The 26,341-nt window shown below is 64.5% G+C and carries 22 protein-coding genes; 6 read left to right on the top strand and 16 right to left on the bottom strand.

The features are described from left to right. The first annotated feature begins 1 nt into the window (after position 1). Both AC3WLT_RS14225 and hutC (AC3WLT_RS14220) read left to right on the top strand, forming a co-directional pair. On the top strand, positions 2-1,639 hold the full coding sequence (locus tag AC3WLT_RS14225; RefSeq protein ID WP_492592351.1) for an HAL/PAL/TAL family ammonia-lyase: 1,638 nt from the start codon (positions 2-4) through the stop codon (positions 1,637-1,639). Between the two features lie 250 nt (positions 1,640-1,889). Beyond that, positions 1,890-2,573: a histidine utilization transcriptional repressor HutC gene (gene hutC / locus AC3WLT_RS14220; protein ID WP_492592393.1), complete on the top strand. Its 684-nt coding sequence runs from the start codon at positions 1,890-1,892 to the stop codon at positions 2,571-2,573. A gap of 49 nt (positions 2,574-2,622) precedes the next feature. On the opposite strand, the gene hutC (AC3WLT_RS14215) is transcribed toward hutC (AC3WLT_RS14220), so the two are convergent. The 5 genes from hutC (AC3WLT_RS14215) to AC3WLT_RS14195 form a co-directional block, all read right to left on the bottom strand. After that, complete coding sequence (gene hutC, locus AC3WLT_RS14215; protein ID WP_492592350.1) at positions 2,623-3,426, bottom strand: histidine utilization transcriptional repressor HutC; 804 nt, start codon at positions 3,424-3,426, stop codon at positions 2,623-2,625. Positions 3,427-3,482: 56 nt separating this feature from the next. Further along, entirely contained in the window at positions 3,483-4,352 is an 870-nt protein-coding gene (locus AC3WLT_RS14210; RefSeq protein WP_492592349.1) for an amino acid ABC transporter ATP-binding protein, read from the bottom strand. 19 nt (positions 4,353-4,371) lie between these two features. Further along, a complete protein-coding gene (locus AC3WLT_RS14205) occupies positions 4,372-5,034 on the bottom strand; it encodes an amino acid ABC transporter permease (RefSeq protein ID WP_492592348.1) in 663 nt (220 codons plus the stop codon). 23 nt (positions 5,035-5,057) lie between these two features. After that, the gene (locus tag AC3WLT_RS14200) at positions 5,058-5,708 is read right to left on the bottom strand and encodes an amino acid ABC transporter permease (RefSeq protein WP_492592347.1); all 651 of its coding nucleotides are present in this window, start codon (positions 5,706-5,708) and stop codon (positions 5,058-5,060) included. A gap of 86 nt (positions 5,709-5,794) precedes the next feature. Beyond that, complete coding sequence (locus AC3WLT_RS14195; RefSeq protein WP_492592346.1) at positions 5,795-6,622, bottom strand: transporter substrate-binding domain-containing protein; 828 nt, start codon at positions 6,620-6,622, stop codon at positions 5,795-5,797. A gap of 284 nt (positions 6,623-6,906) precedes the next feature. On the opposite strand from AC3WLT_RS14195, the gene AC3WLT_RS14190 reads away from it, so the two are divergent. Further along, positions 6,907-7,884, top strand: a complete 978-nt coding sequence (locus tag AC3WLT_RS14190; protein WP_492592345.1) for an isopenicillin N synthase family dioxygenase — start codon at positions 6,907-6,909, stop codon at positions 7,882-7,884. Next, the gene (locus AC3WLT_RS14185) at positions 7,881-9,281 is read left to right on the top strand and encodes an FAD-binding oxidoreductase (RefSeq protein ID WP_492592344.1); all 1,401 of its coding nucleotides are present in this window, start codon (positions 7,881-7,883) and stop codon (positions 9,279-9,281) included. Before AC3WLT_RS14190 ends, AC3WLT_RS14185 begins: the two co-directional genes overlap by 4 nt. A 24-nt stretch (positions 9,282-9,305) precedes the next feature. On the opposite strand, the gene AC3WLT_RS14180 is transcribed toward AC3WLT_RS14185, so the two are convergent. Together AC3WLT_RS14180 and AC3WLT_RS14175 are read right to left on the bottom strand one after the other, a co-directional pair. Beyond that, on the bottom strand, positions 9,306-12,719 hold the full coding sequence (locus AC3WLT_RS14180) for an alpha/beta fold hydrolase (RefSeq protein WP_492592343.1): 3,414 nt from the start codon (positions 12,717-12,719) through the stop codon (positions 9,306-9,308). A 284-nt stretch (positions 12,720-13,003) separates the two neighbouring features. Next, the gene (locus tag AC3WLT_RS14175; RefSeq protein ID WP_492592342.1) at positions 13,004-13,795 is read right to left on the bottom strand and encodes a hypothetical protein; all 792 of its coding nucleotides are present in this window, start codon (positions 13,793-13,795) and stop codon (positions 13,004-13,006) included. Positions 13,796-14,238: 443 nt separating this feature from the next. On the opposite strand from AC3WLT_RS14175, the gene AC3WLT_RS14170 reads away from it, so the two are divergent. Beyond that, complete coding sequence (locus tag AC3WLT_RS14170) at positions 14,239-16,206, top strand: ATP-binding response regulator (RefSeq protein ID WP_492592341.1); 1,968 nt, start codon at positions 14,239-14,241, stop codon at positions 16,204-16,206. A gap of 31 nt (positions 16,207-16,237) precedes the next feature. On the opposite strand, the gene AC3WLT_RS14165 is transcribed toward AC3WLT_RS14170, so the two are convergent. The 8 genes from AC3WLT_RS14165 to AC3WLT_RS14130 all read right to left on the bottom strand — a co-directional run bounded on the left by AC3WLT_RS14165 (position 16,238) and on the right by AC3WLT_RS14130 (position 24,526). Then, on the bottom strand, positions 16,238-16,993 hold the full coding sequence (locus AC3WLT_RS14165; RefSeq protein ID WP_492592340.1) for a response regulator transcription factor: 756 nt from the start codon (positions 16,991-16,993) through the stop codon (positions 16,238-16,240). A 510-nt stretch (positions 16,994-17,503) separates the two neighbouring features. Then, positions 17,504-17,683: a hypothetical protein gene (locus AC3WLT_RS14160; RefSeq protein WP_492592339.1), complete on the bottom strand. Its 180-nt coding sequence runs from the start codon at positions 17,681-17,683 to the stop codon at positions 17,504-17,506. Further along, positions 17,658-18,662 carry a cytochrome d ubiquinol oxidase subunit II gene (gene cydB, locus AC3WLT_RS14155; protein ID WP_492592338.1) on the bottom strand — a complete coding sequence of 335 codons (1,005 nt, stop codon included), beginning with the start codon at positions 18,660-18,662 and terminating at the stop codon, positions 17,658-17,660. Before cydB ends, AC3WLT_RS14160 begins: the two co-directional genes overlap by 26 nt. Positions 18,663-18,722: 60 nt before the next feature. Continuing rightward, entirely contained in the window at positions 18,723-20,135 is a 1,413-nt protein-coding gene (locus AC3WLT_RS14150) for a cytochrome ubiquinol oxidase subunit I (protein WP_492592337.1), read from the bottom strand. Between the two features lie 382 nt (positions 20,136-20,517). Then, on the bottom strand, positions 20,518-20,862 hold the full coding sequence (locus tag AC3WLT_RS14145) for a cupin domain-containing protein (RefSeq protein WP_492592336.1): 345 nt from the start codon (positions 20,860-20,862) through the stop codon (positions 20,518-20,520). 33 nt (positions 20,863-20,895) lie between these two features. After that, positions 20,896-21,873, bottom strand: coding sequence for a M14 family metallopeptidase (locus AC3WLT_RS14140; protein WP_492592335.1), 978 nt, complete (start codon positions 21,871-21,873; stop codon positions 20,896-20,898). A 20-nt stretch (positions 21,874-21,893) separates the two neighbouring features. Next, complete coding sequence (locus AC3WLT_RS14135; RefSeq protein ID WP_492592334.1) at positions 21,894-23,366, bottom strand: NAD-dependent succinate-semialdehyde dehydrogenase; 1,473 nt, start codon at positions 23,364-23,366, stop codon at positions 21,894-21,896. Between the two features lie 77 nt (positions 23,367-23,443). Further along, positions 23,444-24,526, bottom strand: a complete 1,083-nt coding sequence (locus tag AC3WLT_RS14130) for a tartrate dehydrogenase (protein ID WP_492592333.1) — start codon at positions 24,524-24,526, stop codon at positions 23,444-23,446. A 124-nt stretch (positions 24,527-24,650) separates the two neighbouring features. On the opposite strand from AC3WLT_RS14130, the gene AC3WLT_RS14125 reads away from it, so the two are divergent. Beyond that, positions 24,651-25,658 carry a LysR substrate-binding domain-containing protein gene (locus AC3WLT_RS14125; protein ID WP_492592332.1) on the top strand — a complete coding sequence of 336 codons (1,008 nt, stop codon included), beginning with the start codon at positions 24,651-24,653 and terminating at the stop codon, positions 25,656-25,658. Here AC3WLT_RS14125 and AC3WLT_RS14120 read toward each other — a convergent pair. Then, on the bottom strand, positions 25,640-26,338 hold the full coding sequence (locus AC3WLT_RS14120) for a response regulator (RefSeq protein WP_492592331.1): 699 nt from the start codon (positions 26,336-26,338) through the stop codon (positions 25,640-25,642). The genes AC3WLT_RS14125 and AC3WLT_RS14120 overlap by 19 nt on opposite strands. Positions 26,339-26,341: the final 3 nt, after the last annotated feature.

Below are 26,341 nucleotides of genomic sequence, written 5' to 3'. Positions count from 1 at the left end.
CATGGCCGTGATCCGTTCCGATCGTCCTCTCGACTGGGCTCAGGTCGCGGCCGTTGCCGCCGGCGAGCCGCTCGAACTTTCCGCCGACGCCCGCGCGCGCATCGCGGCGGCGCACGTGCTTGTCGAACAGATCGTCGAGCGCGGAATTCGCGCGTATGGCGTGAATACCGGCGTCGGCGCGTTGTGCGACGTGATCGTCTCGCCGGCCGAGCAGCGCACGCTGTCGCGCAACATTCTGATGAGCCACGCCGTGGGCGTCGGCGCGCCGCTCGGTGTCGCCGGGACGCGCGCGATCATGGCGGCGGCCGTCAACAACTTTGCGCATGGACACTCGGGGATTCGTCTCGAGGTCGCGGACCGGCTCGTCGCGTTGCTCAATGCCGATTGCCTGCCCGAAGTGCCGGCGTTCGGCTCGGTCGGTTATCTGAGCCATATGGCGCATATCGCGCTGGTCTGCATCGGCGAAGGCTATGTGCGTTATCGCGGCGAACGGTTCAAAGGGCGCGACGCGTTGCAGATGCTCGGCCTCGAACCGCTGGTGCTCGAAGCGAAGGAAGGCTTGAGCCTTATCAACGGTACGCCGTGCGTGACAGGTCTCGCGGCGTTGGCGCTGGCGCGTGCCGAACGCCTGCTCGACTGGACCGATATGGTCGCCGCGATGAGCTTCGAGAATCTGCGTGGCCAACTCGCCGCGTTCGACGCCGATTCGCTGGCATTGCGCATCTCGCCCGGCCTGAACCTGGTCGGCGAACGGATGCGTACGGCGCTCGCCGACAGCGGCATTCTCGCCGCGGTGGCCGGCCATCGCACGCAAGATCCGTTGAGCATGCGGACCATTCCGCACGTGCACGGCGCCGCGCGCGACGTGCTGGCCGCGACCGCCGGCGTGGTCAACCGCGAACTCGCGTCGATTACCGACAACCCGATCGTCGCCGGCATGCCGGACGAGCCGCGCGTCTATTCGCAGGCGCATGCGGTGGGCGCGTCGATCGCGCTGGCCATGGACAGCCTCGCCACCGCGATCGCACAAGTCGCCGCGATGGCCGAGCGGCGGCTGGATCGTCTCGTCAATCCGCTGGTGAGCGGCTTGCCGGCGTTTCTCGCGGAGCCGGGCGGCACCTGCTCGGGCTTCATGATCGCGCAGTACACGGCGGCCTCGCTGGTTGCGCAGAACCGGCGTCTGGCGATGCCCGCGAGCCTCGACGGCGGCATCACGTCCGGCTTGCAGGAAGACCACCTGTGCCACGCCACGCCCGCCGCGCTCAAAGCGCTGGAGATCGTCGACAACGCCGGGCGCATCGTCGCGATCGAATTGCTGGCCGCGGCGCAGGCCTACGACCTGCAGATCATCGAGGCTCCGCGCGCGCCGTACACCGACGCGCTCTGGCAACGCGTGCGCAGCGTCGTGCCGACCTATCGCGACGACCGGCCGCTTGCCGACGACATGAGCATCGCGTTTTGCATGATCGCCGACGGCGCGCCGCCGCCGCTGCCGAACCCGGGTAAGATGCGGCCTGCGCTCACGACCGCTGCCCGCAGCCTGGGCGTTGCCGATCTGGCGAGTGTGGCCGGCCTTGCCGCCCCGGAGAGCCCCGGCGCAGGCCGCGCGGCCAACGATGGTTTGGCGGCCGCCATATAAGTTGACCAGGCAGGTTGAATAAGCAGGTTGAATAAGCAGGTTGAATCAGCAGGTTGAAGAGACAGAGTTGCTGGACTTGAGATGACGGAGACAGCGCTGGTGAGCAGGCTTATCCGCCGGTGAACCGGCCTGACGTGTACCCCCGCGTACCACCCACGAGGTCGACGTGAACACTATTACAAACACAAACGCGCAAACCGCAGACACGCAGGACCGCCCTAACCGCAGCCAGGACACGCCAGCCAAGGCGATGCCCGCCTATGAGCAGATCAAGCGCTATGTGCTCAAGCGCATCAGCGAAGGGGATTGGAAGCCGGGCGGGCTGATTCCGTCCGAAATGGAACTGGTCAAGGAATTCGGCGTCGCGCGCATGACGGTGTCGCGCGCGCTGCGCGAGCTGACCAGCGAACGCGTGCTGACGCGCGTGCAAGGTTCCGGCACCTTCGTCGCGCCGCAACGCTACGAATCGACGGTGCTGGAAATCCGCAATATTGCCGACGAAATCGCCGCGCGCGGGCATCGTCATTCGGCGCGCGTGCTGACGCTCGAAACCAGCGACGACCCCCAGGCGCTCGACTCGCTTGGCCTCGCCGGCCGCCCGGCGTTTCACTCGTGCATCGTGCACAGCGAAGAGGGCGAGCCGATCCAGTACGAGGATCGCTATGTGAATCCGCTGGTGTTTCCGGAGTACCTGCAACAGGACTTCACCGTCGAGACGCCGAATCACTACATGGTGCGGCTCGCGCCGATCCAGCGCGCGGAGTTTCGCATCTACGCGCAGAAGCCCGACGCGTATGTGCGGCGGCATCTGATGATGGAGATCGGCGAGCCGTGCCTGCAGCTATGGCGCCGCACGTGGGTGGGCGACGCGGTCGCGACTTCGGTGCAGTTGTGGCATCCGGCGTCGCGTTTCCATCTGGCGGGGAACGTTTAGCCAACTTTAGCCAACGCCGCGTACGCTCGCGGCGTTTGCGCCGCTGCCGTTAGCCTTGCCGCTGCGAGATATCCGGCGAGAAGCGGCAACCCAGCCGATAGCGCGAGCCCGGATGCACGAACCGCGCGAACGTCACCGCGACGCCGCTCGTCCAGGTCCGGCGCATCAGCGTCAGGCACGGCTCCTCGGCGCGGATTTCCAGCAACTCGGCTTCGGCGCGCGTCGGCAGACCCGCGTCGACGACATGCTCGACGTCATGCGCGGGCACGATATCGTACAGATACTCCGACGGCCTAATCGCGGCGAAATCCTGCTGCAGGAACGCCGGCGCGATCGCCGGATTGACGTAGCGGTCTTCGAGCTGCACCGGCAGGCCGTTCTCGCGATGCACGCAGATCACATGAAATACGGAAGCGCCGGGCGCGAGGCCTAACGCGTTCGACACCGTCACCGGCGCGGTTTCGCGTTGCGCCAGCACGGTGTCATAGCTGTATTCGTGGCCGCGCGAGCGAATCTCGTCGCCGATATGGGCGATCATCAGCAGCGTCGATTGCGGCTTGGATTGCGCGACGAACGTGCCGACGCCGGACACGCGCGTGACGAGACCTTCGTCGGCGAGTTCGCGCAGCGCGCGATTGACCGTCATGCGCGACACGCCCAGCGTCGCCACCAGGTCCAGTTCGGATGGCAGACGGTCGCCCGCTTGCCGCGCACCCGATTCGATGATCTGGCGGATGTGGCTTTTGACCTGTTCATAGCGCGCGGCCGGCGCGTCGGATGCCACGCGCGCGGTTTTCATCGCCGCGGCGGGAAGCGGCTTGTCGTGAGCTTTGCTGCGAACAGTGGCGGACATCGGCGGCCCTCGCGCTTACGGTCCGTGCCGCGAGGCCGGGGCAGACGGGGACGCGCTCATACCGGCTCCGCGTCGTCGGGACCGCGCGCCCAGAAGGCGTTGCGGTCGAAGTAGTTTTGCAGGAATTGCCGCAAGCGCGGCTGCCCGGCGTCGTGAAAGACGTCGCGCGGTTTGCCCTGTACAGCGATGCGGCCCTGGTCGATGAACATGACCTTGTCGGCGACTTGCGCGGCAAAACCCATTTCGTGCGTGACTACCGCCATCGTCATGCCGTCGCGCGCGAGTTGCTTCATCACTTGCAGCACTTCGCCGACCAGTTCGGGATCGAGCGCCGAGGTCGGCTCGTCGAACAGCATGATGTGCGGCTCCATGGCCAGCGCGCGTGCAATCGCGACGCGCTGCTGCTGGCCACCCGAGAGCTTCGAAGGGTATGCATCGCCCTTGTGCGCGAGGCCGACCGTTTCCAGCATCGTATTGGCGCGGCGCCGCGCTTCGTCGCGCGATAGATGACGCGCGCGCAGCAACGCTTCCATCACATTGCCGAGCGCCGTCATATGCGGCCATAGATTGAACTGCTGAAATACCATGCCGACGTTGCGCCGCACGCGATTGATTTCGCCCTGCGAAGCCCGCACGCGCTTGCCGTTGCGCTCGCTATAGCCGAGCAGTTCGCCTTCGATGCGCACGTCGCCCTGATCGTAGGTTTCGAGCGCGGCGAGGCAGCGCAGCAGCGTGCTCTTGCCCGAGCCCGACGGTCCGATGATGCAGACCACTTCGGAACGGGCGATCTCGAGGTCCACGCCGCGCAGCACTTCGACTTCGCCGAAGCGTTTGCGCAAGTCGCGTACTTCGATCAGCGGCGCGCCGGGCGGCGTATCGACGGCAGCGGTGGACGCGGAGGAGGGCATGTCGGCGATGGCGTTCATAGAGTGGTCCGGATTCCGTTCATGCCATGAAGCGCGCGATGCGGGCTTCGGCCCACATGCCGGCGCGCGAGGTCAGTTCGACCAGCGCCAGATAGCACACGCACAGCACCAGCAGTGTTTCGACGAAAGCGAAGGTGGCCGAGCCGATGCCGGTCAGCACGAACGTGAGTTCGGGCACGGTGACGATCGACAGCACCGCGGTTTCCTTGCTCAGCACGATGATCAGATTGGTCAGCGCGGGCACGATCAGCACCAGCATTTGCGGCAACTGGATGCGCAGCACGGCTTGCCAGCGCGTGAGTCCCAGACAGGACGCCGCTTCGAGATGTCCCGGCGGCACCGATTGAAAACCCGAGCGGAATGCTTCGGCGAAATAGGCGCTGCCGTACAGGCCGAGACCGAGCACGCCGGCCGTCATCGGTTCGAGCGTGACACCGATTGAAGGACCGCCGTAGTACAGCAGAAACAGCTGCACCAGAAACGGCGTGCCGCGAAACACCTCGATGTAGAGGCGCAACAGGCCGCGCACCCAGCGTCCGCAAAAGAGCTGCAGCACGGCGATCAGAAAGCCGATCAGGATGCCGATCGCGACGCCCGCGGCCCACGTGCCGAGCGTCGTCGCGAGGCCGGCGGCGATCGGTTGAAGGTTGTGCGTGATAACGGCGGGGTCGAGCTTTTGCATGGTTTTATCGCACAGCGGTTCCGTCAGGCGTGTTGCAAACGATATTCGGCGGCATGCGCAACCAGCGCCAGTGCGCCGCAGATCACGAAGTAAATCAGCCCGGCAGCAAGGTACGCTTCGAGCGGCCGATAAGTGCTGGCGGCGATATTTTGCGCGGTGCGGGTCAACTCGGCCACGCCCACCACTGAGATCAGCGAAGAAGCCTTGATCAGCAGCACCATTTCGTTGACGAGCGACGGCAGCGTCAGGCGAAACGCCTGCGGCACCAGAATCCGCCGCAGCATATCGAACGGCGAAAGCCCGAGCATGCGGGCGGCTTCGATATGACCCGGCGGAATGCTCAGAAAACCGCCGCGCAGAATCTCGGCGATATATGACGCGGAACATAGCGACACGGCGCTGATCGCCGCGACCACCGGCGACACGTTGATCCCGGCGAACGGCAGCAGGTAATACACCAGCAGCAGTTGCACCAGCATCGGCACGCCGCGAAAGAAGAACACATAGGCGCCGCCGAACATGCGCGCCGCGCGGTTCGCGGAGAGCCGCGCCGCACACACGCCGATCGCGACGAAGAAGCCGATCATGAGACCGGTCAACGAAATGCCGATGGTGGCGAGCGCCGCGTGCAAGAGCAGCGGCAAGCCCTGGACGAAGACGGTCGTGCTGAACATAAGCGTCGCACTCGCTAGAACGGGAAGGGCGATGCGGCTCGCGACGGAGCCAGCATCGCGGCCATCACATCGCGTGCGTCAGGACATCAGTAATTCGGCGTGGGCATTGTGGTCGGTGCATCCATCGCGACGCCGAACCATTTCTTCTGCAAGGTCGCAAGGCGCCCGTCGTTGTGCATTTTCACTAGCGCGGTGTTGAAGGCGTCGGCGAGCGGCTTGCTGTCCGCGTCTTTACGCAGGCAGTAGGCAAAGTACACCTTCGCGCCGAACGGCGGCTGCACGACCGCGAACGTTTCCGGGCGCTGCTTGGCGACATACGCAATGTTGGTCATCGAGTTCGCGACGGCTGCGATGCGGCCGGCGGCGAGATCGGCATAGGCCTGATTGTTGTCGACGTATTCGCGGATTTCAGGCGGCTTGGGCAAGGTGGCGACGTAGCTCTTCAACTGGTCGAGTTGCGCCGAGCCTTTGCCCGCGCCCACCGTCTTGCCGGCGATGTCCGACGATTGCATGACCGACGAATCGTTGGCGCGCTTGAGCAGCGCGTCGGTGGCGTCCGCGATCGGCAGCGTGTACGTGTAGCGTTCCATGCGCGCCCTGGTCACCGTGAGCGGGCCGCCGACCATGTCGAACTTGCCTGCTTCGAGACCCGGCAGCACGCTCGGCCACGGCAGGTCGATGAAGCGCACCTTCACGCCCATTTCCTTGCCGATCTCGGCGAACAGATCCTTGTTGAAGCCCGCTTGCTGGCCGTTTTCGAGGAAGTCGAAGGGCGCGAACTGCATCTCGGTGCCGACCACCAGTTCACCGGCTTTCTTCACTTTGGCGAGCTGGTCTTCCGCGTGCGCGCTGACGCTTGCCGCGCACAACGCCAGCATGACCAAACGACACTTCCAGCCTGCAAGGATGCTCATGGGATTCTCCGGTTGGCACAGCGGTATTGCGCGAAAGCGGCTAGTAAGACGGGCTCGGCGCGAGTCATGCGAGGCAGTATATACCGCAGTTTTCCCGCGAAATAAATAAACACGCGAGTAGAGAAAAGCCCTTACGTGAGGCGTCGCCATGTAACTTGCGGGCGTGCTTTTGGCGGTATATACAACTGGGATGCATGAGGCCCATGCCGCGCTGGAGGGTGATCGGCGGGCCTCTTTCGTCAGTTGAACAGTCCGACCCTTCGGGGACTTCAGGGAACCAAGCGATGCCCGTGACCCGTATTCCGCTCATCGATCTCGCCGGCGTGCGTGCCGGCGACCCGCAAGCTTTGCAGCGCGTGGCCCGCGAAATCCGCGAAGCGTGCACGACGATCGGCTTCTTCTACATCGTCAATCATGGCGTGCCGCAAGCTTCGATCGATGCAGCCGAACAGGCGGCGCGCAAGTTCTTTGCGTTTCCGGTGGAGACCAAACGGCGCGCGGCGGTGAATCAACGGCATCGCGGTTTCAACGCGCTCGGCGACGCGACCATGTATCAGGCGAAGCGTCCCGACTACAAGGAGTTCTTCAGCATCGGCCTGGAGTTGCCGGAGGACGATCCCGACGTGCTCGCCGGCCAGGCGCTGCGCGGGCCGAACAACTGGCCGGACTTCATGCCCGGGTTGCGTCCCGCGCTCTACGGCTATTACGAAGCGGTGGCGGCATGCGGCGCCGATCTGCTGCGGGCGGTGGCGGTGAGCCTCGGCGTCGACGAGCACTTCTTTGTGCCGCGCTATACGAAGCGGATGCAGCGCACGCAGATGGTCTACTACCCGCCGCAGCCGCCCCAGTCGGACGCGGATCAGTTCGGCGTCGCGCCGCATACCGACTACGGCTGCATTACGTTGTTGTGGCAGGATCAGGTGGGTGGCTTGCAGGTGCGCGAAATCGCCAACGCTACGTGGATCGATGCGCCGCCGATCGAAGGCAGCTTCGTCGTGAACGTCGGCGATCTGCTGGCGCGCTGGACCAACGACCGCTTTCGTTCGACGCTGCATCGCGTGATCAATGCGTCGGGGCGCGAGCGCTATTCGATCGCGACGTTCTATGATCCGACCTACGGCGCGACAGTCGATCCGCGTGAACTCGGTACCGGCGAGGCCGACCTCAAATACCAGCCGGTCGCCGCGGGCGACTACATCCTCGGGCGCATCAACGATTCGATGGGCTACCGGAAGAAGGCGGCACAAGGAACCACTGCATGACGAATAACCACCCCGCGCCGCTTTCCGCGACGCTCGATGCACTGCGCGCCGCGCTGGGGGACGACGCGGTGCGCGTCGGCGAACAGATCGGCGAACGCGCGATGACCGACTGGACGCGCCACGATCCGACACGCCCCGCCGCGTTGCTCTTGCCGCGCAGCACCGAAGAAGTCTCGCGCGCGCTGGCCATCTGCCACGCAGCGCATCAACCGGTGGTGCCGCAGGGCGGCATGACCGGGCTCGCCGGCGGCGCGATCGCGCGCGCCACGGATATCGCGCTGTCGCTCGAACGTCTGAGCGGTATCGAAGAAATCGATGCCGCCTCGGCCACATTGACGGTGCGCGCCGGCACCACCTTGCAAACCGCGCAGGAAGCCGCCGCCGAGGCAGGCTTCGAACTCGGGCTCGATCTCGGCGCGCGCGGCTCGTGCCAGATCGGCGGCAATCTCGCCACCAATGCGGGCGGCAATCGCGTGATCCAGTCGGGCACTGCGCGCGACCAGGTGCTTGGATTGGAAGTCGTGCTGGCGAACGGCGACGTGCTGAGCTCGCTCGGCAAGATGGTCAAGAACAACACCGGCTACGACCTCAAACACTGGTTCATCGGTTCGGAAGGCACGCTCGGCGTGATTACGCGCGCAGTGTTGCGATTGCAGCCGCCACGCGCGGCGCGCCACACGGCGCTGGTCGCGCTCGACGGTTACGAGGCCGCGGTGAACCTGCTGCGCCGCTTGTCGACGCGCTTTGGCAACGACATTGGTGCGTTCGAGATCATGTGGCCGGACTTCTACGATTTCGGCGTGAAGCTGACCGGCGCGCGCTCGCCGTTCGCGGACGCACACCCGCTCTACGCACTGATCGAACACGCGAGCTTCGATGCCAACGACGACGGCGAACGCTTCTCCGCTGCGCTGACCGAAGCGCTCGACGCGCAGGCGATCCGCGACGCGGTGATCGCGCAATCGGTCGCCGACGTGCGGGCCTTATGGGCGATTCGTGAGTGCACCGCGGAGTTTCCGGTGCGGCTCGATCCGGTCAACTTCGATGTGAGCTTGCCGATCGGCGAGATCGGCGCATTCGTCGACCGTTGCCGCGCGGCGCTCGATCAGCGCTGGCCGGGTAACGAGTCATATTTCTTCGGCCATATCGGCGATTCGAATCTGCACCTGACCGTCGACGGTCGTTCGATACCGGGCGTCGATCATCACGCGGTGTACGCGTTCGTCTACGAAATGCTCGGGCCGCTCAACGGGTCAGTGTCGGCGGAACATGGGATCGGTTTGCTCAAGCGAGAGTTCTTGCCGATCTCGCGTTCGCCTGCCGAGTTGGCCGCGATGGCCGCGATCAAACACGCGCTGGATCCGCACGGCATCCTGAACCCAGGCAAGCTGTTCTGAGCAGCGGGGGGCAACACTCACCCGTCAGTGCGCATCGAGATACCTCGCGATCACCGGGTAGACATCCACAGCCGCGTTCTTGCCGAAGATGCAGTCGATGTGCCCATAGCCGGGAATTACGTGCCGTTCATAAGGCTGCTCGGGGAAACGCTCGACCAGCATGTCGTAGGTGAGCTGGGTGCTTTTCGGCAAATAGGTTTCGTTTTTGTCGCCGTGGATGAAACCGATCGGCAGGCGCATGCCCTCGAGACCCTTCATGCCGTTCATCCCCCCCAGGTAGACGTCTTTCCCGGCGGCATCGACAACCTTGCCCGCCCGCACCATGGTGGCCAGATGCTTGAACACCTCGACGTCATGCACACCGAGCAGTTCCTGCAAATTCGAATGAAGCTTCTCGTTCAATTGTTCGTGTTCGTAGAGCAGGCCGTAGAGGAATGTCGCGCGATGACAGATGGGGTTGCCGCAGCCCTGTTTGTGGTTGAGCGGGTAGAGCCGCAACGCTTCATCGAGCAGGTTGTGGGGCCACTTCTCGTGCTGCGTGTACGCGCTCAGGTCGAGCACGCCGAGATGCTCCATGATGTCCGGTATATGCAGGCCGGCCTTGATGCGTTCCAGCGTGCCCGGCACCGGATGCGCCGAGACTTGCGATATGACCGCCGAGCGCACGCCCTCGAGGCCGTACAGCAACGACATGCTCAATGCCAGCCCGCCCATGCAGTGACCGAGCGCCTGGATTTTTGGCGCGCCGGTCAGTTCCCGCACTTTCGCGACCGCGGCCGGAATGTCCTCGCGAGCGACCTTGTCCACGTTGGTCGGCACCAGCACGCTCGGCATTTCGATGCTGACGCGCAGATCGACGAGCCACACGTCGTAGCCGGCCGCGCAGAGATATTCGACCAGGTTGGTCGCGATCAGATCGGTGGAATAGATTCGGCTCGACACCCCCGAGCCGTGGATCAGCAGCACCGGACGCGCCGCTTTGTTGGCACTGTCGACGTAGCGGGTGAGCCTCAGTTGCGTCTTGTCGGGCGTTTCGAAAAAGAAGACTTGCGGCGCCGGCGCACGCAGTGCCCGTCTCAGGCGCGGTGACATCTTCGGGTCAAAGAACTGCAGCGGCGCGGCCACGCCGCCATATTCGGCGAACAGCACGCCCGCAAAAAACTTGCCGAACTTCAAGGTCCATTCGAGGCGGGTCTTCAGGTCAGGCGCGTTGGTGACTTCCAGCGTGCGTTGCTGCTTGAGGAAATTTTCCGGCGTGATGATCAGCGTCGCTTTGCCGAGCACCGGCGCGTCGGCTTGCGACGACTCGCGAAGCTCGGCGTAGAGCGTGTTGGTCTGTTCCCACAGATTGATTGGCGAGGTGCGCGTGATGATCTTTCGCCCGCTCAGGTAGTACGTCTTGCCTTCGGTGGAATCGAGCGTCATGCGATAGTTCATGTCACGCTGATCCACGTCCGCTCGATCGACGACAAAAAGGTTGAAGGTGCCGTCGCTGATCGTCATCGGTTGCGCGGAGAGCGCTGGGCAGGTCAGCGTGCCGGCCGTGCGCGCCTCGTGTCGCGGATTGTCCAGCATGTCGGCCAGATCGTCCGATTCGACCGTCAGCGTGAACTGGATCGGACTTGTCGCGACTGCGCCGCCCGCGACCGCCGGCGTATAGGTGCCGACCATCGTCTCGGTGAAACGCAAGCCGATTTTCCTGGGCGGCGGCGTGTCGGCATCGCCCCTGGACTCGTAGTCGATGTGCCAGTCGTGCGCCGCCGCGAGCAGCGCGCAATTGCGTTCCGCAAGCGCGGAGATCGTCAGCAGCGGATTGACGCCGAGCGACATCGGCATCACCGCGCCGTCCATCACATACAGGCCTTCGTGCACCGCCTTGCCCGCGTCGCCGCTGAACACACGGCCCGCGTGATCGACCACGCCGTGCTCCGCGTCTTCGCCCATTCCGCAGCCGCCGAGCGGATGCACGGTGACGACGCGGTTGCCGATCATATCGGCGGAAATCGGATTGCGCAGGAATTCGCCGCCGAGCGGCGCTGTCGCGTCGATCAGGGTCCGCTCGACCGTTTCGAAGACCGGCTGCTTGCCGGCGTTCGGCCAATGGATGCGCGGACTGCCTTTTTCATCCACGCGGATCTGGCCGCTTTCGTCGTCATGCGCCATCACGAGGTAGGTCTGCGTGTGGTTGAGCGCGCCATGATAAGGCCCGCGCAGGATACTCTCGATCACGCGCGCGGACGCGCCGAGCGGTTCGCCCGCCGGCCGCGGCTCGGGAATGTCCACGCCTTCGAGCGGCGCGGCGCCGCCGAGCAGGCCGATCATCGCCACGCCGATCGGCCCGGCGAGCGAGCCTTCTTCGATCACGAAGCCGTCTTTCACGTGTTCCGTGTTGCGGTGGTCGATGATGCCGGTGATGGTCGGCCCGACCGGCGCAATCTCGCCCGGCTCGTGCGCACCCCAGCCGACGCCGTTGATCGTCTCGTCGGTGTTGTACGCGAAGGCGAGCACGTCGCCGTTGCCGGTGAAGTGTTCGCCGAGTTGTTTCGACACCGGCAACCCGGCCTTGTTCGAGCGCAACAGGAGCGCGGTGGAACCGATCGTGCCGGCCGCCGCGATCACGATATCGGCGCTCACGAACAGATCGGGCGCGCCGTAGCTCTCGCGGCCGAGACTCACCAGCTGGTAGCGCACGATCCATTTCTGCGTGTCCTCGTCGCGCACCACCGAATGCACCGCGGCGCCCGTGAAAATCTGCGCGCCGTGCGCGACGGCATCCGGCAGATAGTTCATGTGGGTCGAATTCTTCGCGTCGTAGTTGCAGCCGGAATTGCAATCGCCGCAGCCGACGCAGCGGTTCTGGTCGACGCCCGCCGCGTTCTTGCCGGTCGTGAAAGTGACGGTGATCGGCGGCCGGTAGAAGCGGTCCTGCATACCGAGCGCTCGCGCCGATTGTTCGAGCGCCTGCAGTTTCGGCAGCGGCGGAAAATCGTCGGGCACCGGCGACGGTTGCAGCATCGCGCGGGCAAGCTTGTAGCCGGTGTCGCGGCCCGCCTTGTCGGCACGCAACGCGGCTGGCCAGCGCGGATCGTCCCACAGCCGCGGATCGGCTTCGAGCGCGACGTTCGCGTTGATCAGCGAGGTGCCGCCCAGCCCGCAGCCGACGACCGCGTTCACCTCCGAATTCACGTGCACTTCGAGCAGCGCGAGCGGTGAGCCGATTTGCGCGAGGCTGGTGTTGTATTGCACCTGAGCGGCGCCTTCGAGCGGCGTGCGCGGAAATTCGCCGGCCATGAACTCCCGCCCGCGTTCCAGCACGCACACCTCGCGGCCGGCGCGCGCCATGCGGCTGGCGGCAATCGCGCCGCCGTAACCCGAACCCACGACTACGACCTCGTAATGCGACTTCAGCGCCGTCATGGCGCTCGATAAGCGGTTCATCACGACCACCTCGTCAGGAGTTGGATGCCGGGCGGGGGAGCCCGGAGTTCGGAAGAAAGACGGTGCGCGGCCGCCGGTTTTTTATCGTAGGCGGTGCGCAACGACAAAAAAAGGCGCATCGTACGTGGCGCGCGGGCCGTATGCGCCGCGCTTGCGTTATTGGAGTCATTGGCGCGATTGGCGTCGTTTGCGTCGCTTCCGCCGCTTCCGCGGCTTGTGTCTCGCTCAGGACGGACGGCGGCCGGTCATATCCGGCGGCCGGCGATCCGGTGGTTCAGGCGCAATTACGCGGCCACTTCATTCATCTCGCTGTCGCTCGATTCGGCGGCGAGCAGGTTCAGGACGAGCAGAATCGCCGCGCGATTGTCGAGGTCGATCTCGATGCCGAGCACGTCGGTGAGCCAGCGGCCGATCTTGGTGTTGGAAAAATCGCCGGCGTTGGCCGTCTTTTTCATGGTGACGCCGAGCTTGACGGCGCGATAGTGATAGGAGGGCACCCGATGCTGAGCTGCGACTGCCGACAGGCCGCCTTTGCCTTCCGAGCACCAGCCGAGGCTGCCGGCCAGCACGATGCGCTCCGGTTCGTCGAGGCTTTCGATAAATGCGCGCGCCGCGAGCCGCACGCGCTGTTCGTCGAGGCCGTACTGCAACAACACGCTTTCGACCGGATCTTCCAGCGCTTGCGCGTGCAGATCGATTTCCTGCGCCATGCCTTCGTTTTCCATCGACACGTTGCGCTGATGGCCGGCGCTGCGCAGGCAGTCGATCAGATAGCGGCGAAAGTACGCGCACAGTGCGTAGCCGTTGGACGGCGCGCTGTCGGCGCAGGCGTTGGTTTCCGTGTGGCCGGGCGCGAGACGCAGCACCTTCGCGTAGATGAACTGCGCGACCAGTTCTTCCTTGTCTTCGCCGAGCGCCTGCAATTCGGACGGGTGATAGGTCTGCAGCGCCCGCCTGACCAGCTCGACCATCGACACCATTTCGTCGGCGGACAGCTGGGTTCGCCGGCGCCACAGGTTGGGCAGGATCGCGTCGTCGAGATTGCGGACGAACTCGTGGCTCGGAACGGCGCCCATGAAAGCCTCCATAAGGGGTAAGGCAAGGAGCGCGGTGAGCCTGAACTGCGGGCGGGGAAGGGTGTTCGAAGATTTGAAGCCGCGCTGGAATGTGAAGGCAGTATGGTTTCCGGCGACGGCTTCGCCTATATGGATTAAGTGGTAGCTGATGGGTAAACTGCCGGGTAAACCATCCGACTCGCCATCCGGTTCGCCGTCCGGTTCGCCGTCCGGTTCGTCGTCCGGTTCGTCGTCCGGTTCGCCATTTGACCCGCCATCCGGCTCGCCGCGCGTTTCATCGTTCGCTTCACTGTCAAAAAAAACCGGCGCCGCACCAGAATGCTGCGGCGGCGCAGCAGAACAATGCAGCACCTTTTGCGCAGCACGCCCGGCCCGCGACCTCTGCTTCGCCGCCCCCCGCGCTACGCCATCGAATTTGCCGTGCACGACAAGGAGACCGCAGGATGCGGGCCGACCCTATGCAGCGTGCGATCGACGAAGACCTGGTGCGCGTGCTGTACGCCCAGGACCCGATCGCATTCTTTTCGCACTGGTTTTCGATTGCCGTACTGGTAGCGATCTACTGGCCGAATATCCCGTCGCCGCGGCTGTTCATCGCGTGCTTCGGGTTCTACGCCGCAGCCAATTGCGGCTGCCTCGGGCTGTGGATCTGCAATCGCCGCTACCCGAACCTCGTCACGCCGCGCGCATGGATCTACCTGCACGCATTGCGCGGCGTGCTGTTGTATAGCGCGCCGGGCGTCGCGATCTGGTTCGCGTTCCAGAGTCCGCAAACCGATCTGCCGCTGCTGCATACCGTGATGCTGGTCACCCTGGCGGCGGGCGTGTTCATGTCGAACGGCTTCGATCTGCTGAATTTTTCGACCTCGATTCCGTTCCTGCTATTGCCGTCGATCGTGTTGCATTTCGGCTCGCATACGTTCGACCGCACGATTCTGGCGATTGTCCTCGCGTTTTTCTTCTGCGCGATCAACGTCTATGCGCTGAGTTACCGCAAGCTGTTCCGGCGCGTCGTGCAGGCGCGGGTGGATCAGCAATATCTGGCGGAGTCGCTAGCCGCGCAAAAGCGTGTCGCCGAAGAAGCCAGTCTTGCCAAAACGCGCTTTTTTGCCGCCGCGAGCCACGATCTGCGCCAGCCGCTGCATGCGATCGGCCTGCTGGCGGCCTCGCTCAACGATGCGGCGGCGACGCCCGTACAGCATGCGAAGACCGCCGAGCACATCGTCTATAACGTCGAGGCGCTGAACCAGTTGTTCAATCAGGTGCTCGATCTGGCGCGGCTCGAAAGCGGCGTGACCCAGGTGATCCGCCTGCATTTCCGGCTCTCCGAACTATTCGAGCGGGTCGGCAGCCAATACCGGCCGCAGGCCGCGGCCAAGGGGCTGGCGCTGCGGATCGCGCCGACCACGATGGTGGTTCACGACGATCCGGTGCTGCTCGAACGGGTGCTGAGCAACCTGCTCTCGAACGCGGTGCGCTATACCGAGGAAGGCGCGATCTGGATGGGCTTGCGCCGCGCGGGGCAGCGTTCGGGAGGCTATATCGAAGTGCGCGATTCGGGCATCGGCATCCCGGCCGAAGAGCATGAGCACATTTTCGAGGAGTTCTATCAGGTCGCCAATCCGCAGCGCGACGCGCGCCAGGGGCATGGCCTCGGCTTGCCGACCGTGAAGCGGCTGGTCGGTTTGCTCGGCGGCGAATTGCAGGTGCGCTCGGCGCCGGGCCGTGGCTCGGTGTTCCGCTTTCCGGTGCAGGCGGGCGATGCCGGCGGGATTGTCGCGAGCCTGAACGAAGCGGTGGCGGGCGGCCCGTCGGCGCAAGGGCGGCGCGTGCTGTGCATCGACGACGACCCGTCGATTCTCGAAGGCCTCGCCAGCCTGTTGGCGCGCTGGGGCTGCAGCGTGCGCGGCGCACACGACGAAATCCACGCGCTCAAGGCGCTCGACGACGGCTTCGTGCCGGATGCCGTGTTATGCGACTACCAGTTGGCGAACCATCGGACCGGCGCGCAGGCGCTGACGGCCGTGCGCAATGTCCTCGCGCAAGCCGGCCATGAAGGCGTGGTGACGCTGCTGATCACCGGCGATATGGCGTCGGCGGAACTGGCGGCGCTGGCTTTGCAGGGGATTCCGGTGCTGCATAAGCCGGTTACGCCGGCGCGTTTGCGGCGCACGCTGGAAATGCTGTGGCGGCAGGCGGAGCTGGACAAGGGGCGGGCGGCGGCCGCCGTCGAGCGGTGCGCGGGCGAACCGCGGCGAGCGCAGAGCGAGCTGAACGAAAGCAACGAAGGGAACGAAGGGAACGAACGCAACGAAGTGGGGAGCGAGCCGGAGAGCCCGCCGCAGAATCCACCGTGGAACCCGCTACGCAGCCAGACACAGAGCCAATCCCAAAGCGAGTCGCAACAGTAGGCGGCGCGCGCCGCCTGCTTCTGAACGAACGCTACAGGGTTTTCCCGGCTTCCAGCCAGCCGTTGATCACGGCGATCGCCGTTGAGCGGTTGTGCACGCCGAGCGCCCGGAAAATCACTGACAGATGCACTTTGACCGTACCTTCGGCGACACCCAGCTCACGCGCGATCATCTTGTTGGTCCAGCCGCGATGGACGAGCCGCATGATGTCCTGCTGCCGTGGCGACAAATTCTCCAGCAGATGCTGCTGGTGCGGCTGCAACGCCTGGATCTGCGCGATGGGTTCCGTCAGCGCGGCGCCGGCATGGCAGGACGCTTGAGCCGACGCGTCGGCAGACGCTTCAGCATGCACAGGATGCACCAGCGCGGCTTGCGCGTCGCGCGAACCTAGCAGGCTGAGCGCTTCCATCGGCACATAGGCGCCGCCCGACAACACCAGTTCGATTGCCTTGAGCATGACGCTGGCAGGCTGCCGCTTTGGCACGAAGCCGAGCGCGCCGGCCGCCAGCACTGCGCGCATCTCGTCGGGCGATTCTTCGGCGGAAAGCACGACCACCGGCAACGCGGGGTTCGCCTTCAGCAGCAATTCCAGCGATGACGCGCCGCTCATGCCCGGCATATGCAGATCGACGATCGCCAGATCGTGATCCGCGTCGGGCCGTGCTGCGGCGGCGAGCGTTTCCCAGCTGTCGGCTTCGTCGAATTGGGCGCCGGGATCGAGGCCGCGCAGCAGCCCCTTGACGCCTTGCCGGATCAGTTCATGGTCGTCGGCCACAAGAAACTTCATGATGTCTCCGCGAGTCGGGCCTGCGCGTTGTGGACTACCGCTGTCGTGCTGCTCGTTGCACTTCTATTTTGCCGCTTCGCCAGTGACGCCGTCCGCGCTGCTGCCGGCGCGGATGGCGCGACCCCCGTCGCACCCCCGGCCGTCAGTCCGCGGCACGCTGGGTCATGCTTTGCGTCATGCCGCGGCGCGTGGCGCTTTCTTTGCTGCGAGCCTCCTTGAAGGCGAAGGCCACTCCCTGTGCATCGCGTCATTGCCTGCTACCCCGCGATCATATGCCGATCGGTGGCGCGGCGCGCCTTCCGGGTTGCCGCGCAATTGACTCTCAGTGGCTCTCAGTGACTCTCTGAACGATCGCCGGCTGGTGCGATGGACCAGCATCCTGGGTAAGGCAGGTCTCCCGCGCCAGGTTCCGGCTTGCTAGGTAGACGAGCCGCACGCGCCTTTTTTGAAGCCGTCCACACAGGATGGCGCAGGTTATGCACGTCGGATGAAATCACACAAAACAGGCATCTACCTGACGGCGAATAACGTCGCCTTCATCAGCAGCTTGAACGCGAAACCGAGCGACATCGCCGAGGCGACGCCGAAGCACCACAGCGCGATGAACCACAGCCAGCCAGGCAGTTTGCGCGAGGACGGGCGAGCGGCATGGCCGCCCGCCTGCCTAGTGATAGTGATGTTGGTCGCCATGACGCACCTTGCCGCGAAATACCCAATAACCCATCGTCGTATAGCCGATGATGATCGGCAGAATCACCGCCGCGCCGACCAGCGTGAACATCTGGCTCGAACGCGGCGCGGCCGCTTGCCAGAGCGTCATGCTCGACGGAATCGCATACGGCCACAGGCTCACCAGCAGCCCGGCGTAGCCCAGCAGCACCAGCGTCAGCGCCAGCACGAACGGCGTGTTGTGATGCCGTTCACGCACCGCGCGATGCATGAAGAACGCGCAGACGGCCACGAGGAACGGCACCGGCAGCAGGCGGTAGAACAGGCCGTCGTCGAACCAGCGTTGCGCGATGTTCGGATCTTGCAGCGGCGTCCACAGGCTGACTATCGCGATGAATCCGAGCAGCACGATCGTCAGCGGCCACACCACGCGATGCAGGCGGCGTTGCAGATCGCCCTCGGTCTTCGCAACCAGCCAGCAGCAGCCGAGCAGCGCATAGGTGACGAGGAGGCCGAGACCGGTCAGCAGGCTGAACGGCGTGAGCCAGCCGAAGGCGTCGCCGGCATAGGCGCCGTCGACTACCGGAATGCCTTGCAGGAAGGCGCCCAGCACGATGCCCTGGAAGAACGTCGCGCCCGCCGAGCCGCCGATGAACGCCAGATCCCACATATGTTTCGTGCGCTTGGCCTTGGCGCGAATCTCGAACGACACACCGCGAAAGATCAGGCACGCGAGCATGAAGATCAGCGGCAGATAGAGCGCGGACAGCACCGTCGAATACACCACCGGGAACGCCGCGAACAGACCCGCGCCGCCGAGCACCAGCCAGGTTTCGTTGCCGTCCCACACGGGCGCGACCGTGTTCATCATCAGGTCGCGTTCCTGTTCATCGGGGAAGAACGGAAACACGATGCCGATGCCCAGATCGAAGCCGTCGAGCACCACATACATGAACAGGCCCAGCGCGATGATCGCGGCCCACACTACGGTTACATCCATTTTTTATCTCGTCAGCGGGTAGTGAAGCTGGTAGTGAAGCGGGAAGGGACGCCGTTACGGTCAGGCGGCATCGATCAGCTGATCGGCGGCGGACAGCGGGCGGCGCGCGGTCTGATCCGGCGAGTGCTCCGGCACGCCGTGCGGCGTCTGTCCCGGCAGCGCCGGGCCCGAGCGCATCAGCTTGAGCATGTAGTAGATGCCGGTGCCGAACACCAGGAAGTAGACGATCACGAACGCCATCAGCGAGATGCCGACCTGTTGCGTGGTGAGCGGCGATACCGCCTGCGACGTGCGCATCACGCCGTACACCACCCACGGCTGACGGCCTGCCTCCGTGGTGACCCAGCCGGCCAGCAGCGTGATGAAGCCGGTCGGGCCCATCGCGATCGCGAGCCGCTGGAACCACTTCGCTTCGAACAGCCTGTCGCCGCGGCGCAATGCCCACGCGGTCACCGACATCAGGATCATCAGCACGCCGAGCCCGGCCATGATGCGGAAGCTCCAGAACACCACGGTCGAGTTCGGCCGGTCTTGCGGCGGGAATTCCTTCAGGCCGCGAATCTCGCCGTCCCAGCTGTGCGTGAGGATCAGGCTGCCGAGATGCGGAATCGACACCGCATAGCGTGTGGTTTCAGCTTGCATGTCCGGGATGCCGAACAGATTCAGCGCGGTGCCGCCTTTCTCGGTTTCCCACAGACCTTCGATCGCGGCGATCTTGGCCGGCTGATATTCGCGCGTGTTCAAACCGTGCTGATCGCCGACGAACGCCTGGATCGGCGTGAGGATCAGCAGCAGCCAGAGCGCCATCGAGAACATCTTCTTGACAGCCGGATCGCGCCGTCCGCGCAACAGATGCCACGCGCCCACCGCCGACACCACCAGCCCCGCGACGATGAACGCCGCCAGCGCCATGTGCGCGAGCCGGTACGGGAACGACGGATTGAAGACGATCTTGAACCAGTCGAGCGGTACGACGCGGCCGTTCACGACTTCGAAGCCTTGCGGCGTCTGCATCCAGCTATTCGACGCGAGGATCCAGAAGGTCGAGATAAGCGTGCCGATCGCCACCATCAGCGTCGCGCCGAAGTGAGCGCGCGGACTCACGCGCTGCCAGCCGAACAGCATGATGCCGAGGAAGCCCGCTTCGAGGAAGAACGCCGTCATCACCTCGTACATCAGAAGCGGTCCGGTGACGGGACCGGCGAAACTGGAGAAGCCCGACCAGTTGGTGCCGAACTGATAGCTCATCACGACGCCGGAGACGACGCCCATGCCGAAGGCGACTGCGAAGATCTTCGACCAGAACAGGCAAAGATCTTTGTAGTACGCCTTGCCGGTTTTAAGCCAGCGCCATTCGAGCACGGCGATGAAACTGGCGAGGCCGATGCTCAGCGCCGGAAAAACGATGTGAAACGAGACGGTGAACGCAAACTGAATGCGGGCGAGGTCGAATGCCGTGAGTGCGGAGTTCATGAGCGTGAAGTTGCGTGATGCCCGTGGGCGGACTACGCGCGTCGACCGTTGTCGGTGCGCACTGCGCTTGGCAGATGGCGCAAGAGTAGGGGATGGCGGAACGTTTTGCTGCGGCGCGACGTGCGTCAAAAAACCGCGTTGTTTTGTGCCGAATCCGATTTGTGAGACGCTAAGGCATTGATGGGTATCAAGTTTTCCTGATTACGCGCTTGTGCTCATTCTCACTGTTTGAAGTGCCAACTGCGTCAATCGACCGCGCTGCAACAACGTGGTTCGCGCCCGTAAGCCCACAGATGACCAGGTGTTTCATCGTGGGGAAAGTATTGGGCCTGGCGGAGTCGTACTGAGGTGCAGCAGAGCGTACGGCCGCGCCGCACCGGTTTCAGAAAATCACATAGACCTTGCGCATGGTCTCTTCGACTTCCCAAAGTCCTTCCGTGTTGGCTTCGAAGAACAACGTGTCGCCACTTTCGAAATGCACGGTCTCTTCGTTATCCGGCGTGAAGCGTCCGCGGCCCGCGAGAAAGTGCATCACTTCGGCCTGCTTCACCGAACGGCGGTAGGTGCCCGCCGTGCACTCGAAAATACCGGTGTCGATGGATTCGCTGCCCTTGATCACGCGCTGCACGCCCGACACCTGAATCGGCGTCGTGCCGGGCAGTCCGGCTGTGCCCCAAGCCTCGAGGTTCGGCAGATTCACGCTTTGTTTGATGTGTTGAACCTTCATGCTGACGTTGCCTTTGAATGTGCGGGAGCCGGCTCACCGGCTGTTTGCGATGGTTTGTTCGATCTTGCCCAGCCGCACGACGGTGACGCCCGGACGCAGTTGCCGCAGCGACGGCATCACGAGCATGCAGTTGTCGTACGGCGTGAGCACGGGTTCTCCGTTCGACCAGCCGATCACGGCGCCGGCCCGCGGAAAAATTTCCAGCCCGGTGTAGGGCGCCGCAAAGCGAAAATCCATGCTCTCGGCCACCACCGGTTGCGTGACGCGCACGACGTGTTGACTGGCCGGCAGCGGAGCCATCCAGCCGGCCGGCAGATCCGTTTCGTCGACCACGCCTGCCAGCAGCAGAAAGCGCGCGGTCGTGTCGCGCGCGACCGCAACCGCGCTCTGCTCCCAGTGCTGGCCGCATTCGATCAGCAGCGCGTTTTTCGGACTGTCCGGTTGACCGAAGCCTTCGTAGTCGCGCATCCGGCGGCCTTCCGGATGACCTTCGTCGCAGATCACCGTGGCCGGCGTGCCGAGCTGCACTGCGAGGTCGATCCCCTTCTGCAACGGTCCCGACACGATCAGCGGCGCGCTTTTCTCATGCATCGAATGAAGATCGAGCAGGGCGTCGACGCTGTCGATCACCGGTCTCATTTGCCGCGCGCGGGCCAGTTCGCTGGACGTACGCGAGGTATCGTCGAGCACCGCGGCGGTCCACACGCGATTGAAGTCCTGATCGACGAAGCGGGCCGCGTCGGGCCTGGCGGAATCGAAGCTGCGATACGCGGCGACGTTCGCGAAGGCCAGCGTCAGGCGCCCGCGGCGCGGCCTCAGGCCACGGCGCAGCAATTCGTCCACGACGATCGCGCCGCATACCTCGTTGCCGTGCGTCAGCGCGTTGATCATCACATGCGGTCCAGGCACGCCCGAGTCGAACGTATGGACGTAGGCTATGCCGGACGACGAGTGTTCATGCACCGAAAGGTCCGGGAATTCGACCTCGATGGGATAGGCCTCAGTGCTCATTTCCGTACTCATTTCCGTGCTCATTCGAGATTGCCCTGACAGAGGTATTTGATCGACAGATAGTCGTCCAGACCGTATTTCGAGCCCTCGCGTCCGTAACCCGATTCCTTGACGCCGCCGAATGGCGCAGCCTCGCTCGCGACCGCGCCTTCATTGATGCCGACGATGCCGGCTTCGAGCGCGCGCGACACGCGGTCGATGCGTTTCACGCTTTCACTGTAGAAATACGCGGCGAGGCCGAACGGCGTGTCGTTGGCGGCCTGAACGGCTTGCGCCTCGTCTTCGAAACGGAACAGCGGCACGATCGGGCCGAAGGTCTCTTCGCTGTTCAGCTGCATGTCCGCGGTGGCGTCGGCGAGCACGGTGGGCGCGTAGTAGTGCGCGCCCAGCTCGGGCAGGCGCTTGCCGCCGGTCAGCACGCGCGCGCCGTGGGACACCGCGTCGTCGACGTGGCGGGCGATCTTGTCGAGCGCGCGCGGGTTGATCATCGGGCCGATCTGCGCGGCGGGATCGGTGGCGGGCGCGACCTTCAGCGCACCGACACGCTCGGCCAGCATGCCGGCAAAGCGCTCGTACACACCCGCTTGCACGTACACGCGATTCGGACACACGCAGGTCTGACCGCCATTGCGGAATTTCGCCGCGAGCAGTCCGGTGACGGCGGCGTCGAGGTCCGCGTCGTCGAACACGATGAAGGGCGCGTTGCCGCCCAGTTCCAGCGAAAGCTTCTTGAGCGTTTCCGCCGATTCGCGCGCGAGATATTTGCCGACCGGCGTCGATCCGGTGAAGGTGATCTTGCGCACGCGCGCATCGTGCAGCCAGTCGGCGACGGTCGCGACCGCGTGATCGCGCGATGCGGTGATCAGGTTCAGCACGCCCGCCGGCACGCCGGCTTCGTGCGCGAGCAGGACGAGGGCGGATGCGGTCAGCGGCGTATCTTCGGCGGGTTTGGCCACCACCGTGCAACCGGCGGCAAGCGCCGGCGCGATCTTGCGCGCGATCATCGCGAGCGGGAAGTTCCACGGCGTGATGGCCGCGACGATGCCGATCGCCTCCTTCACGGCCGTCATGCGCTTGCCGCGCTGCTGCTGTGGAATCAGATCGCCGTAGATGCGGGTGGCTTCCTCGGCGAACCAGGCGACGTACGATGCGCCGTACGCCACTTCGCCTTTACCTTCGGCGAGCGGCTTGCCCTGTTCGAGCGAGATCAGCGCGCCGAGCGCTTCCTGATGCGCGACGATCAGCGCATGCCAGCGATGCAGCACCGCCGCGCGTTCTTTCGGCAGCAACGCGCGCCATGCCGGCAGCGCGCGGGCCGCGGCGTCGGTGGCGGCCCGCGCGTCGGCGGGGCTGCTGTCGGCCACCTGGGCGATCGTCTTGCCGGTGGCCGGATCGGTGACGGCAAAGCGTGCGCCTTCTTGCGCCGGCGTCCAGCGCCCGTCGATGAAGTTGTCGGAGCGAATCAGTTCGCTCAGTTCAAAAGTACGTGCCATAACGGTTCCTCAAGATTCCCCAATTGCTCGACCTTGCTCAACGCTGCGCGACGTCGCGCAGTTTTGTGCAGTTTTGCTTAAGCCAGCTTCGCCGCGATCGCCTGACCGACCTCGGTCGTGCTCGCCTTGCCGCCGAGGTCGCCGGTATGCGGACCTTCGACGAGCGTCGCTTCGATCGCCGCCAGAATCGCGTCGTGCGCCTCGCGTTCCTTGCCCTCGTGATGGCCGAGGAAGTCGAGCATCATCGCCGCTGACCAGATCATCGCGATCGGGTTGGCGATGTTCTTGCCGGCGATATCCGGCGCCGAGCCGTGCACCGGTTCGAACAGCGAAGGAAACTTGCGATCGGGATTCAGGTTGCCCGAGGGCGCGAGGCCGATCGTGCCGGTGCAGGCCGGACCGAGATCGGACAGGATGTCGCCGAACAGGTTGGTCGCCACCACCACGTCGAAGCGATCCGGGTTCAGCACGAAACGCGCGCAGAGAATGTCGATGTGCTGCTTGTCCCACGTCACGTCCGGGTACTGCGCCGCGATACCGGCCGCGCACTTGTCCCACCACGGCATGCTGATCGCGATGCCGTTGCTCTTCGTCGCGACGGTGATCTTCTTGCGCTCGCGCCGCTGGGCAAGATCGAACGCGAATTTCAGCACGCGCTCGCTGCCGTGCCGCGTGAACACGGATTCCTGCAACACGAACTCGCGCTCCGTGCCTTCGAACATCACGCCGCCCACCGACGAATATTCGCCTTCGGTGTTCTCGCGCACGATCCAGAAATCGATGTCGCCGGCCTTGCGCCCGGCGAGCGGCGAAGGCACGCCGGCAAAGAGACGGGCGGGGCGCAGGTTGATGTACTGATCGAACTCGCGCCGGAACTTGAGCAGCGAACCCCACAGAGAGACGTGGTCGGGCACCGTGTCGGGCCAGCCGACCGCGCCGAACAGAATCGCGTCGGCGGATTGCAATTGGGCTTTCCAGTCGTCCGGCATCATCTGGCCGTGCTTCGCGTAGTACTCGCAGCTCGCCCATTCGATGTGCTGGTACGCCATTTCGATGCCGAAGCGCTTGCCGACGATGTCCAGCACGCGGATGGCTTCCGGCATCACTTCGACACCGATGCCGTCGCCCGGGATGACTGCGATGCGATATTTCTTCGACATGTTCCTGCTCCTCCATGGGGCTTTCTACGTTTCGACAGCGGCTATTTTATTCCTGCTATTTGAGCTTAAAATGGTCGCTTTAGTTAAGCCACTGTGCACGATCCGTGTACAAACAAAATAGCCTATGAATGCCGTCTCATCACCCGATCTCGGCGATTTGCGCGTGTTTTGCGAGGTGGCGCGCAAATCGAGTTTCAGCGCGGCGGCCGAGGCTTTGTCGGTGTCGGCGGCGTACGTCAGCAAGAGAATCAACGTGCTCGAGACGACACTCGGCACGAAACTGCTGCACCGTTCCACGCGGCGAGTCGCGATCACGGAGGCGGGCGAGCGGGTCTACACGTGGGCCGAAAAAATTCTCGACGACGTCGAGCAGCTCGTGGAAGACGTCTCCACCACCCGCCGCATTCCGGCCGGCAAGTTGCGCATCTCCAGCAGTTTCGGCTTTGGCCGCCGCTTCGTGGCGCCCGCACTCGCCCGTTTCTCGGACCACTTTCCACAACTGAGCGTGCGGCTGGATCTGTTCGACCGCCTCGTCGACGTGGGCACCGAGGGCTTCGACCTCGATATCCGGATCGGCGACGAAATCGCCGCGCATCTGATAGCGAAGCGGCTCGCGTCGAATCACCGGGTATTGTGCGCGTCGCCCGATTACCTCGCGCGGCACGGCACGCCGCGGCAACTCGCCGACCTGTCGTCGCACGCCTGTCTGGCGATCAAGGAGCGCGATCATCCATTCGGTCTCTGGCGTCTGACCACGCGTGGCGAGACGGTGTCGATCAAGGTTACCGGGCCGTTGTCCACCAATCACGGCGAAGTGGCCGTGCAATGGGCGTTGGCCGGCCGCGGGATCGTGCTGCGCTCGATGTGGGACGTGCGGCCGCTGCTTGAAAGCGGCCAGTTGCAGCAGATTCTTCCCGACGTGACCCAACCCGCGAACCTGTGGGCGGTGTATCCGGCGCGGCTCGCGCAATCGGCGAAGGTGCGGGTGTGTGTCGACTTTCTGAGCGAGGAATTCGCGCATTGGAGTCCGCCGTCCGAAACAACGCCGAACGGCGGCGGGCCAGGCGGCCTGGAGGCGAAAGGCCGCGCCATAGCGGTTGCAACTGAACCCGGTCAGATTTCCAGACGGTAACCTACGCCATACACTGACGCGATCGGCTCGCTGTCCGGCCGCGCTCCCTGCAGCTTGCGACGCAGGTTCTTGATATGGCTGTCGATGGTGCGGTCGGTGACCACCCGGTGATCCGCGTAGAGATGACTCAGCAAATAGTCGCGAGAAAAGATGCGCCCCGGCGATTTCATCAGTAGCGCGAGGAGCCGCAATTCAAGAGGCGTGAGCTTGAGCTCCTTGCCGTCGAGCAAAGCATGATGAAACTGCTCGTCGACTTCGAGGCCGCGTGGCGCTTGGGTCAAACCGTCCATAGCCACGGCGGCAGGCATCGCACGGCGCAGGATCGCCTTGACGCGCGCCACCACTTCGCGTGGGCTGAATGGCTTGCAGACGTAATCGTCGGCGCCGATCTCGAGACCCAGCAGACGGTCGATTTCGTCGATGCGCGCAGTCAGGATAATGACGGGCAACGCCGAAAATTGCCGTAGCTCGCGGCAGATGTCCATGCCGCTGCGCCCGGGCAGCATGAGATCGAGCAGCATCAGCGCCGGCGGCGTCGAGCGGATGAATGGCATCACGTTATGGCCGTCGTCGAGGGTCGTGGTGCTGAAGCCGTCGAGGTGCAGATAAGCTTCGAGTACGGCGGCGAGTTTGGGTTCATCCTCGACGATCAGGATGTGCGAAGCGCGCCCTTCGGTCATGAT

Source organism: Paraburkholderia sp. FW306-2-2C-D06C (assembly GCF_058781505.1).
The sequence above is the reverse complement of the archived record's forward strand: the minus strand, read 5'-3'. Positions and strand labels throughout refer to the sequence as shown.

Coding starts and splice junctions, on each gene's coding strand:
- AC3WLT_RS14225 (WP_492592351.1), top strand. CDS start 2: ATGGCCGTGATCCGTTCCGATCGTCCTCTCGACTGGGCTCAGGTCGCG.
- hutC (WP_492592393.1), top strand. CDS start 1,890: ATGCCCGCCTATGAGCAGATCAAGCGCTATGTGCTCAAGCGCATCAGC.
- hutC (WP_492592350.1), bottom strand. CDS start 3,426: ATGTCCGCCACTGTTCGCAGCAAAGCTCACGACAAGCCGCTTCCCGCC.
- AC3WLT_RS14210 (WP_492592349.1), bottom strand. CDS start 4,352: ATGAACGCCATCGCCGACATGCCCTCCTCCGCGTCCACCGCTGCCGTC.
- AC3WLT_RS14205 (WP_492592348.1), bottom strand. CDS start 5,034: ATGCAAAAGCTCGACCCCGCCGTTATCACGCACAACCTTCAACCGATC.
- AC3WLT_RS14200 (WP_492592347.1), bottom strand. CDS start 5,708: ATGTTCAGCACGACCGTCTTCGTCCAGGGCTTGCCGCTGCTCTTGCAC.
- AC3WLT_RS14195 (WP_492592346.1), bottom strand. CDS start 6,622: ATGAGCATCCTTGCAGGCTGGAAGTGTCGTTTGGTCATGCTGGCGTTG.
- AC3WLT_RS14190 (WP_492592345.1), top strand. CDS start 6,907: ATGCCCGTGACCCGTATTCCGCTCATCGATCTCGCCGGCGTGCGTGCC.
- AC3WLT_RS14185 (WP_492592344.1), top strand. CDS start 7,881: ATGACGAATAACCACCCCGCGCCGCTTTCCGCGACGCTCGATGCACTG.
- AC3WLT_RS14180 (WP_492592343.1), bottom strand. CDS start 12,719: ATGAACCGCTTATCGAGCGCCATGACGGCGCTGAAGTCGCATTACGAG.
- AC3WLT_RS14175 (WP_492592342.1), bottom strand. CDS start 13,795: ATGGGCGCCGTTCCGAGCCACGAGTTCGTCCGCAATCTCGACGACGCG.
- AC3WLT_RS14170 (WP_492592341.1), top strand. CDS start 14,239: ATGCGGGCCGACCCTATGCAGCGTGCGATCGACGAAGACCTGGTGCGC.
- AC3WLT_RS14165 (WP_492592340.1), bottom strand. CDS start 16,993: ATGAAGTTTCTTGTGGCCGACGACCATGAACTGATCCGGCAAGGCGTC.
- AC3WLT_RS14160 (WP_492592339.1), bottom strand. CDS start 17,683: ATGGCGACCAACATCACTATCACTAGGCAGGCGGGCGGCCATGCCGCT.
- cydB (WP_492592338.1), bottom strand. CDS start 18,662: ATGGATGTAACCGTAGTGTGGGCCGCGATCATCGCGCTGGGCCTGTTC.
- AC3WLT_RS14150 (WP_492592337.1), bottom strand. CDS start 20,135: ATGAACTCCGCACTCACGGCATTCGACCTCGCCCGCATTCAGTTTGCG.
- AC3WLT_RS14145 (WP_492592336.1), bottom strand. CDS start 20,862: ATGAAGGTTCAACACATCAAACAAAGCGTGAATCTGCCGAACCTCGAG.
- AC3WLT_RS14140 (WP_492592335.1), bottom strand. CDS start 21,873: ATGAGCACTGAGGCCTATCCCATCGAGGTCGAATTCCCGGACCTTTCG.
- AC3WLT_RS14135 (WP_492592334.1), bottom strand. CDS start 23,366: ATGGCACGTACTTTTGAACTGAGCGAACTGATTCGCTCCGACAACTTC.
- AC3WLT_RS14130 (WP_492592333.1), bottom strand. CDS start 24,526: ATGTCGAAGAAATATCGCATCGCAGTCATCCCGGGCGACGGCATCGGT.
- AC3WLT_RS14125 (WP_492592332.1), top strand. CDS start 24,651: ATGAATGCCGTCTCATCACCCGATCTCGGCGATTTGCGCGTGTTTTGC.
- AC3WLT_RS14120 (WP_492592331.1), bottom strand. CDS start 26,338: ATGACCGAAGGGCGCGCTTCGCACATCCTGATCGTCGAGGATGAACCC.